This is a genomic window from Planotetraspora sp. GP83, assembly GCF_041262585.1.
GTDB lineage: Bacteria > Actinomycetota > Actinomycetes > Streptosporangiales > Streptosporangiaceae > JAOEGB01.
This window is the reverse complement of the sequence record NZ_JBGCBZ010000029.1, coordinates 77,537-85,377: the sequence shown is the minus strand read 5'-3', so window position 1 is coordinate 85,377 and position 7,841 is coordinate 77,537. Positions and strand designations below refer to the sequence as shown.

General features: G+C 71.2%; 8 protein-coding genes. 5 read left to right on the top strand and 3 right to left on the bottom strand.

The features are described from left to right. Positions 1 to 367: 367 nt before the first annotated feature. Genes ABH927_RS30360 through pqqE form a run of 5 tightly spaced genes read left to right on the top strand, consistent with a single transcriptional unit; the run spans position 368 to position 3,545 of the window. Positions 368 to 523, top strand: a complete 156-nt coding sequence (locus ABH927_RS30360) for a hypothetical protein (protein WP_370027221.1) — start codon at positions 368 to 370, stop codon at positions 521 to 523. A gap of 58 nt (positions 524 to 581) precedes the next feature. After that, entirely contained in the window at positions 582 to 1,448 is an 867-nt protein-coding gene (pqqB, locus tag ABH927_RS30355) for a pyrroloquinoline quinone biosynthesis protein PqqB (RefSeq protein WP_407072840.1), read from the top strand. Beyond that, the gene (pqqC, locus tag ABH927_RS30350) at positions 1,445 to 2,128 is read left to right on the top strand and encodes a pyrroloquinoline-quinone synthase PqqC (RefSeq protein WP_370027218.1); all 684 of its coding nucleotides are present in this window, start codon (positions 1,445 to 1,447) and stop codon (positions 2,126 to 2,128) included. Before pqqB ends, pqqC begins: the two co-directional genes overlap by 4 nt. Further along, positions 2,125 to 2,382 carry a pyrroloquinoline quinone biosynthesis peptide chaperone PqqD gene (pqqD, locus tag ABH927_RS30345; protein WP_261585551.1) on the top strand — a complete coding sequence of 86 codons (258 nt, stop codon included), beginning with the start codon at positions 2,125 to 2,127 and terminating at the stop codon, positions 2,380 to 2,382. Before pqqC ends, pqqD begins: the two co-directional genes overlap by 4 nt. 26 nt (positions 2,383 to 2,408) lie before the next feature. Continuing rightward, on the top strand, positions 2,409 to 3,545 hold the full coding sequence (gene pqqE / locus ABH927_RS30340) for a pyrroloquinoline quinone biosynthesis protein PqqE (RefSeq protein ID WP_370027215.1): 1,137 nt from the start codon (positions 2,409 to 2,411) through the stop codon (positions 3,543 to 3,545). Here the strand turns inward: pqqE and ABH927_RS30335 are convergent. The 3 genes from ABH927_RS30335 to ABH927_RS30325 all read right to left on the bottom strand — a co-directional run bounded on the left by ABH927_RS30335 (position 3,496) and on the right by ABH927_RS30325 (position 7,807). Then, positions 3,496 to 4,407 carry an oxygenase MpaB family protein gene (locus ABH927_RS30335; RefSeq protein WP_370027213.1) on the bottom strand — a complete coding sequence of 304 codons (912 nt, stop codon included), beginning with the start codon at positions 4,405 to 4,407 and terminating at the stop codon, positions 3,496 to 3,498. The two genes, pqqE and ABH927_RS30335, sit on opposite strands and share 50 nt — an antisense overlap. Positions 4,408 to 4,462: 55 nt before the next feature. Continuing rightward, positions 4,463 to 5,344: an alpha/beta fold hydrolase gene (locus tag ABH927_RS30330; protein WP_370027211.1), complete on the bottom strand. Its 882-nt coding sequence runs from the start codon at positions 5,342 to 5,344 to the stop codon at positions 4,463 to 4,465. Between the two features lie 327 nt (positions 5,345 to 5,671). Beyond that, positions 5,672 to 7,807: a DEAD/DEAH box helicase gene (locus ABH927_RS30325; protein WP_370027210.1), complete on the bottom strand. Its 2,136-nt coding sequence runs from the start codon at positions 7,805 to 7,807 to the stop codon at positions 5,672 to 5,674. Between the last annotated feature and the right edge of the window lie 34 nt (positions 7,808 to 7,841).

Below are 7,841 nucleotides of genomic sequence, written 5' to 3'. Positions count from 1 at the left end.
CCCACAACCACGCAAACCTACAGCTTCCACACCCACATCACGATCTTCGAGAAGGGACTTGCCTCCCGCCCACGATGCTAAACGCAACGGCGTTGGGGAACCCCACGTCCCCGAGCTTCCCCGGGAAACCCTGCATGATCACGGCGACGATTGTTTCGTTCTCTGGGGGGCCTTCCCGTGCCGGGCTTTCCGGCACGTCGGCGCATCCCGAACACCTCCGATGAAAGCCCTGAACGCTGTGCTAGGGGGTGGTCAGGGTGCCCCGTGCCCGATGACAGCTCCGATGTATTTGATCGGAGGGCCTTGACGATTTGATTGTAAGGGTCGATAACAAATGGGAACCATCTCATGGAAGGCAGGTGCGCTCATGGCGGAGCAGAAGGACCAGAGCAGCAAGCAGCCCCCGCGGGCTCACGGCAAGCGCCGCAAGACCCGTGGCGAGGACACGACCTGGCACAAGCCGGACTACCAGGTCGTCGAGGCCTCGATGGAGATGTCGGCGTACTTCCTGGCCACCAGGTAGTCGTCGCCCACTCTCAGCGATCTCACAGATCTCTCTGAAATTGGAGTGACACAGCACCGTGCGCCTGCGGGTACTTGGCACCGCGGCAGGCGGCGGCGTTCCGCAGTGGAACTGCGCGTGTCCCGGCTGCGCCGGGGCACGCGCACATCCTTCGTGGCGCCGCCGGCACGCCTCCCTCGCGGTCCGGACGCCGGACGGCCGATGCCACGTGGTCAACGCGACCCCGGACATCGGCGACCAGATAGAGGCGAGCGAGTGGCTCGTCCCCGGGCCGGGGCTCAGGGACACGCCGCTCGCCGGGATCATCCTCACCGACGCCGAGCTCGACCACACACTGGGCATCGCCCGCCTCCGCGAGGCCGACCAGGTGGAGATCGTCGCCACCCCCGCCGTACGGCATGCCCTGACCGAGCGGCTCCGGCTGGAGGAGGTGCTCTCGCCGTACACGGACCTCGTCTGGAAGGATCTCGGGCAGCCCGTCGCGCTGGGGGAGTCGTTGCGGGTGAGCGCGGTGCCGGTGTCGGGGAAGAGGCCGCGCTACGCGCCCGAGGGCGGCCCGGAGGACGGCTGGGTGAGCGCGCTGCGCCTGTCGGACGGCGCCACGGTGGTCTACGCGCCCGCCGTCGGCACGTTCCCCCCGGCGCTGGAGAAGGCGCTCGCGGAGGCCGACTGCGTGATCATCGACGGCACCTTCTGGGATGACGAGGAGCCGCGCAGGACGGGCATCTCCTCCAAGACGGCGACCCAGATGGGCCACGTGCCGATCGAGGTGACCGCTCCGATGCTGGCCGGTCTGCCCGGCCGGTGTTTCTACACGCATCTCAACAACACCAACCCGCTACTGGACCCGGACGCGCCGCAGCACCGGCTGCTGGCCGGCTACGGGGTAGAGGTGGCGGCGGACGGAATGGTGATCGAACTGTGAACTGGACCCCGGCGGAGTTCGAGAAGCGGCTCCGGGCGGTGCCCGAGGAGCGCTACCACCACCTGCACCCCTTCAACGTGCGGATGCACGCGGGCGACCTCAGCCCCGAGGAGATCAGGAGGTGGATCCTCAACCGGTTCCACTACCAGCGGCACATCCCCATCAAGGACGCGCTGATCCTGTCCAAGCTGGACAGCAGCGAGCTGCGCCGCATGTGGGTCCGCCGGATCCACGACCACGACGGGACGGAGCCGGGAGAGGGCGGCATCGAGCGCTGGCTCCGCCTGGGCGAGGCCGCCGGGCTGCACCGCGACGCGCTCCTGTCCGGCGAGGGCGTCCTCCCGGGCGTACGGCTGGCCGTCGACGGCTACGTCAACCTGTGCCGCCTCGGCACGCCGCTGGAGGCGGTGGCCGCCTCGCTCACCGAGCTGTTCGCCCCCGACATCATGCGCACCCGGATCGAGGCGTTCGAGCGGCACTACACGTGGATCGACGCCGAGGGCCTGCAGTACTTCCGCAACCGGGTGACCCAGGGACGCCAGGACAGCGGCGAGGCGCTGGCGCTGGTGATGGACTGGGCGCGAACCGAGGCAGAGCAGGAGAGCGCCGTCGCGGCGTTGCGGTTCAAGTGCGACCTGCTCTGGTCGCTGCTCGACGCGATCGATCGGGCGTCGGAATGACCTCCTGGCGGCCCGCGCTGGCGCCGTCGGTCGTCCTCCGCTACGACGCCGTCCGCGAGGCCGACCTGCTGATCATGCCGGAGCGGGTCGTGGTGCTGAACGGCCAGGCCGCCTCCATCGTCGAGCTGTGCGACGGCACGAGGACCGTGGACGAGATCGTCGCCGAGCTGGCCGGGGAGTTCCCCGAGGCTCCGGTAGCCGAGGAGGTCCCGGAGTTCCTCGGCCGCGTCCAGAAGGAAGGCTGGCTCCGTTGACTCCGCCTCATGAGCCCACGCATGTGATGCCCCTGCCCCAGGAGCCCGCGCCCCTGAAGCCTCCCCCGCCGTGGGCGATGCTGGCCGAGCTGACGCACGGCTGCCCGCTGCACTGCCCCTACTGCTCGAACCCGACCGAGCTGATCAGCCGCTCCCGGGAGCTCGCCACGGCGGACTGGGAACGCGTCATGGCGGAGGCGGCCGAGCTGGGCGTCGTCCACGCCCACCTGTCCGGCGGGGAGCCGCTGCTCCGGCGCGACCTGGTCGCGATCGTCGAGGCCACCGAGCGGGCGGGCATCTACAGCCAGCTCGTGACGAGCGGCGTCGGCCTCACCGAGGCGCGTCTGGCGGAGCTGGTCGCCGCCGGGCTGCACAGCGTTCAGCTTTCGGTGCAGGCGGGCGACGCCGCCCAGTCTGACCGCATCGCGGGCAAGCGGTCCTTCGCCGCCAAGGAGGACGCCGCCGCGCTCGTACGGCAGGCCGGCCTGGCGCTGGGCCTCAACGTCGTCCTGCACCGGCACAACCTCGACTTCATCGACGACATAGTGGCTCTCGGGGTCTCCTGGGGCGTCGAGCGGATCGAGCTGGCCAACACCCAGTTCTACGGCTGGGCCCTGCTCAACCGGGCGGCGCTGCTGCCGACGCGGGAGCAGCTCGCGCGGGCGGAGGAGCGGCTCAACCACTGGCGGGAGCGGCTCGACGGAATCGAGCTGATCTGGGTGATCCCCGACTACTTCGAGGGCGTCCCGAAACCCTGCATGGGTGGCTGGGGGGCGATCTCCCTCACGGTCGGGCCGGACGGCAGCGTGCTGCCCTGTCCCGCGGCGTACGCCATGGAGGGGCTGGCGATGCCGAACGTGCGGGACCACTCGCTGCGGTGGATCTGGGAGGAGTCGGCGGCGTTCAACGCCTACCGGGGAACGGAGTGGATGCGCGAGCCGTGCGTGAGCTGCCCGCGCCGCGACCTGGACTTCGGGGGCTGCCGCTGCCAGGCGTACGCGATCACCGGCGACGCGGCGGCCACGGATCCGGCGTGCCGGCTGTCTCCGGACCACCAGGTGATCGAGGAGCTCACCCGGTCGCAGGGAGACGTGCCCTTCGTCTACCGGAGCCCTAGACGGCGATCCGTCCCGGTCGGCGGCGCGGATCGACCAGCCCTCTGAGCCCTTTGCTGAGGTCGTAACCGGCGGCGGCCAGGCGCTCGCGCGTCGCCTGGAGCATCGCCCTCGTCGCCGGTTGGAAGACGCGGCTGTGCACGGATTCCGGCACGGAGTTCATGGCCAGCCGGAACGCCCTCAGCGCCGCCGTCACCGTGGTCTGCGGCACCTCGGGCAGCACGCCGTACATCTCGCGGGCCCAGCCGGGAAGCGTGTAGTAGCACAGCGCGCCGAACGGGAAGTACGCCGGCTTGGCCGGGGTGAGGATACGCAGGTCGTGCGGGACGCGCGGCCACAGCAGGAACCGGACCGTGGCCGCCGACTCCGGGATGACCCTGAGCTTGGGCCGCATCTCCTCGAAGTAGTTCTCCATCTCGCTGACCGAGCCCGGCACGTCCTCCAGATGGAGGCCCACATAGGTGGCGCTGCGACGCTGCTCCCAGAGGTACTGGTCGGCGAGGCGGTCGGTGATCCGCACCCCGGCCCGGCGCGCGGTCTCCAGGTAGGACGCGACCTCGGCGCAGTGGACCCAGAGCAACAGCTCCGGGTCGTCCACGCGGTGGTTCTCGCCCGTGTCGGGATCATGGATCCGCAGGGAGCGGTGGATCCCCCGCACACGCCTGCCGATCTCCTCGGCCTCCTCTGGGCTGCCGTACGTCACCCGGCCCACGAAGTCGGCGGTGCGGCGCAGCCGCCCGAAGGGATCTTCCTGGAAGTTCGAGTTCTGCCAGACGCCGCGCATCGCCAGCGGATGGAGCGCCTGGAGCATCAGGCCGCGCACGCCGCCCACCCACATGGACCGGTCGACGTGCACCAGCCAGGTGGCCGAGTGTGGAGGCTGGGCCGTCAGGCCCTGTGGCGAAGCCATCGTGGGTAAATGATGTCACGCCGGCCGACGGCCCGTCCAAGGGCTGTGGTGAGGCTCAGCCGTGCTGCTGCAGCAGCCGGCTCTCGGCGGCGTTCCAGAACCGGGTGAGGGCGGCCGCGGTGGTCTCCGGAGCCTCGACGGCGGGTGAGTGGGCCGAGCCGGGCACCACCACGCACTCGGCCTCAAGCCGGCGGGCCATCTCGGCCTGGACGACGGGCGGCCAGCCGTCGTCGTGCTCGCCGTACAGGACGAGGATGTCCAGGCCGCACTGCACGAGGTCGGGGACGCGGTCGGTGGCGTTCAGGACCTCGTCCGCCATGGAGAGCAGGCCGGTGGGGGAGTTGGCGAGCAGCCGCTTGCGGAGGAACGCCACGATGTCGTCGGGGACGCCCGCCCGGAGCGCCTCGGGCTCCATCCGGTTCGCCCACATGTAGTCGACGCCGTGCTCCGGCAGCTCCGCGAGCAAGACGCGGCCCGCCCGCTCGCGGGGCCCGGTGATGCCCTCCGGACCCGAGCTCATCAGCGTGAACGACGCCAGCTTGGCCATGCCGTTCAGCACCGTCTCACGGGTGACGAGGCCGCCGAACGAGTGTCCGAGCAGGTGGACGGGCTCGCCGTCGCCGACGACGGTCGCGATCGCGTCCACGTCCGCGCCCAGTGCCGCGCAGGTGTACGCCTTGGGGTCGTCGGGGCCGGGGGTCTCGTACTGCCCCCGCATGTCGACCGCGATGACACGGCGGCCGGCCTGTGCGAGGGTCTGCATGACCGAGAGGAAGTCCTCCTTGCTCCCGGTGAATCCCGGAACGAGGAGGGCGGGCCAGCGCTCCGCCACTCCGCTCACGGGCAGCGCCTCCAGGGCCGCGAACGAGCCCACTGGCGTCTCGATCTGCAGGACGGTGACCCCGGGGGGCAGGGTCAGGAATCGCGGCGTACTCACGAGGCCTCCTCCGCCCCTACCGGGACTGCTGGGACCGATGGGACGCGTGGTCCCGTCGGCGTCCACGCCCCGGACCATCTGCTGTGCCTGTCGGCTGGCTCGCTCACGTGGCATCACGATACCGAGTCGAGATCCTGGCGACACCGCCAAAAACGCTACGCGGGTTGCGAATGCTCATCGCGCGTGCCTCCTGCCAAGGTCCATACCCACTCGAGGTAAAGCGGTCCCCTGGCAGGCGGGACGCCGGGCGCCATGAGGCCACCCGGCGTGTTCGCGGTCCCGTGCTCGCGGTCCATCGTGCTCGCCGTCGATCGCGCGCGCCGAGGATCAGCCCGTACGGCGGGGCCGGGGCCGCGGCGCGGGGCGGCGCCGCTGCTGGGCACGCTCGGTCGCGGCCGACGGGGCCGGATCGTCGTCCTCGGTCGCGAGGTCGGGCGACTGGAAGACCACCACAAACGGGCTGGCCGGGATGATCCGCTCGGGCTCCGGCCGGGGCTGCGGCGTCTCCACCAATGCCTCAATCGCCTCCACCGCCTGCACGGGCACCTCCACCGGCACCCGCACGGGCGCCTTCATCGGGGTCTCGACCGGTGCGTCGTCGAGCCGCGCCCGTCCTTGGCGCGCGGCGCCGGCCTGCGGGGCGTCCGCCCGCGGAGTGCCGATCTCCGGCGCGTCCACCGCCGCGACGCGGGTCCTGCGGCGGGCGGGCCTTTCGGCGGCCACCTGCTCGTCCTGGCCGAGACGCGGCGGCTCGGCCGGTCCGGCGGGCTGAGCGGCCTGCTGCTCCGTCGCCTCCGGGGAGGTCTCGGGAGCCGGGGCGGCCACCGCGCGGGTCCTGCGGCGGGCCGGCTTCTTCTCGACGACGGGCTCGACGACGGGCTCAGTGATCGGCCCGGTGATCGGCCCGGTGATCGGCCCAGTGATCGGCTCGGCGACCGGCTGCGCTTCGGGCAGCGCGGGGGCCGCGCCGTCGTCCTGCGGCTGGGCGGGGGTGATGTCGGCCAGCGCGCCGCTGAGGGCGGCCGAGTTGGCCCCCCTCCGGCTGCGGCGGCCGGTCGTGTTCTCTGCCGTGGTCGGCGTCTCGTCCAAGATGTCCCCCAACGTGGAGGCGGTAGCCGTACTGACCGTGGAGGCCTCAGCCGTACCGGATCCGGCCGGAGCGTCGGACGTGACCGCTTCCTGCGCGCGGCCGCCACGGGTGCGGCGGCGCTCGCGGGTGCGGGCGGGACGCTCGCGGCGCTCCTCCCGGTCTCCGCGGCTTCCCCGCTCGGCGCGGTCGGACTTGCGGGAGCGGACGCGCCCGGTCTCGCCGAGGTCCTCGATCTCCTCGGCGTCGAGGCCGGCCCGCGACCGGTTGGCACGCGGCAGCACGCCCTTGGTGCCCTCGGGGATGCTGAGGTCGGTGTAGACGTGCGGCGAGCTGGAGTAGGTCTCCACCGGGTCGGCGAAGTCGAGCCCGAGCGCGTTGTTGATGACCTTCCAGCGGGTGAGCTCGGTCCACTCGACGAAGGTCACCGCGACGCCGGTCCGCCCGGCCCGGCCCGTGCGGCCGATCCGGTGGACGTAGGTCTTCTCGTCCTGCGGGCAGTCGTAGTTGACCACGTGGGTGACGTCGTCGATGTCGATGCCGCGGGCGGCCACGTCGGTGGCCACCAGGACGTTGATCTTGCCGTTGCGGAACGCGCGCAACGCCTGCTCGCGCTGGCCTTGCCCGAGGTCGCCGTGCACGGCCGCCGCGGCGAAGCCCTTCTCGCGCAGTTGCTCGGAGACCATGTCGCAGGCGCGCTTGGTCTCGCAGAACACCATCGTCAGCCCGCTGCCGCTGCTCTGGAGCAGCCGCGCGAGAATCTCGATCTTGTCCATGCGATGCGTCCGGTAGACGAACTGCGTCGTCAGCGGCATCGCCTCGGCCTCGGCGTCGTTGTTCTCGGCGCGGACGTTGGTGGGCCGGGTGAGGTAGCGGCGGGAGAGGGCGACGATCTCTCCGGGCATGGTGGCCGAGAACAGCATCGTCTGCCGCTTCTCCGGCACCAGCTTGATGATGCGCTCGATGTCCGGCAGGAAGCCCAGGTCGAGCATGCGGTCGGCCTCGTCCAGGACGAGCATGCCGACCTGGCTCAGGTCGAGGTGCTTCTGCTTCACCAGGTCGAGCAGGCGCCCGGGGGTGCCGACGATGACGTCGACGCCGTTCTTGAGCGCCTCGATCTGGGGTTCGTACGCGCGGCCGCCGTAGACGGTGAGGATGCGCGAGCCCAGCTTGCCGGCCGCGAGGACGAGGTCCTCGGTCACCTGCAGAGCGAGCTCACGGGTGGGCACGAGGACGAGGCCGCGGGGCTTCTTGCGGTTCTTCCTCGGCTTGCCCACGAGTTGGAGCATGGCGACGCCGAAGGCGTACGTCTTGCCCGTGCCGGTCCGCGCCTGGCCGATGACGTCCTGGCCGGCGAGGGCCAGGGGGAGCGCCATCTCCTGAATCGGGAACGGTGAAATGATGCCCTCG

Excerpts from the sequence above, each read along its gene's own strand:
- ABH927_RS30360 (WP_370027221.1), top strand. The coding sequence starts at position 368 with ATGGCGGAGCAGAAGGACCAGAGCAGCAAGCAGCCCCCGCGGGCTCAC.
- pqqD (WP_261585551.1), top strand. The coding sequence starts at position 2,125 with ATGACCTCCTGGCGGCCCGCGCTGGCGCCGTCGGTCGTCCTCCGCTAC.
- pqqE (WP_370027215.1), top strand. The coding sequence starts at position 2,409 with ATGCCCCTGCCCCAGGAGCCCGCGCCCCTGAAGCCTCCCCCGCCGTGG.
- ABH927_RS30335 (WP_370027213.1), bottom strand. The coding sequence starts at position 4,407 with ATGGCTTCGCCACAGGGCCTGACGGCCCAGCCTCCACACTCGGCCACC.
- ABH927_RS30325 (WP_370027210.1), bottom strand. The coding sequence starts at position 7,807 with ATGGCGCTCCCCCTGGCCCTCGCCGGCCAGGACGTCATCGGCCAGGCG.